Annotated in this window: 1 protein-coding gene and 1 pseudogene; both read left to right on the top strand. The window is 71.0% G+C overall.

The window, feature by feature from the left end:
- A partial coding sequence (locus tag A9W96_RS23970; protein WP_369830865.1) for a carbonic anhydrase occupies window positions 1–246 on the top strand: 246 nt, incomplete at its 5' end.
- A 127-nt stretch (window positions 247–373) separates the two neighbouring features.
- Window positions 374–555: pseudogene (locus tag A9W96_RS23975) on the top strand (hypothetical protein); the annotation flags it as partial.

The following is a 555-nucleotide window of genomic DNA, read 5'->3' on the forward strand; positions in this document are numbered from 1 at the left end:
GGTTTCGTGCGCGACGTGGTGGAACGGGTGGCCCCGTCCATCCTGGTCGGCCGGCGCGACGGCCTGAGCAGCGTCGACGAGTTCGAGAAGCGGCACGTCGCCGAAACCGTCGCGCAGCTGGCGGCCCGCTCGACGATCATCGCCGAGCGGTTGGCCGCGGGCACGCTGGCGATCGCCGGCGTGACCTATCAGCTCGCCGACGGCCGGGCCGAGCTGTCCGACCACGCCGGCGACCTGGGCGAGTAACCAGCGGCGGATACGGCCCGCGCCACCCCGGTGGCGGGCCGCTACTACACGGCGGTCGGCCAGCAAACCTGGCGACACGCCGAGGCGGGTCAGCCGAATCGACGTGACCTGGGCCTACGCTGCGAACGTGCTCGATCTGGAACCGCGTGGCCCGCTACCCACCGAGATCTACTGGCGGCGCAGAGGCCTGGCCATTGGTATCGCGGTCGTCGTGATCGGGATCGTGGCCGCCGTCGTCATCGCCTTCATGGGAAACAGCGCGGGAGCCAAGCCCGCCAACGCCGACAAAGCCAGCGCCGCCGCCAACAA

Origin of the sequence: Mycobacterium sp. 1245852.3 (assembly GCF_001669335.1) — a bacterium.
In the GTDB taxonomy this organism is placed as follows: Bacteria; Actinomycetota; Actinomycetes; order Mycobacteriales; family Mycobacteriaceae; genus Mycobacterium; species Mycobacterium europaeum_A.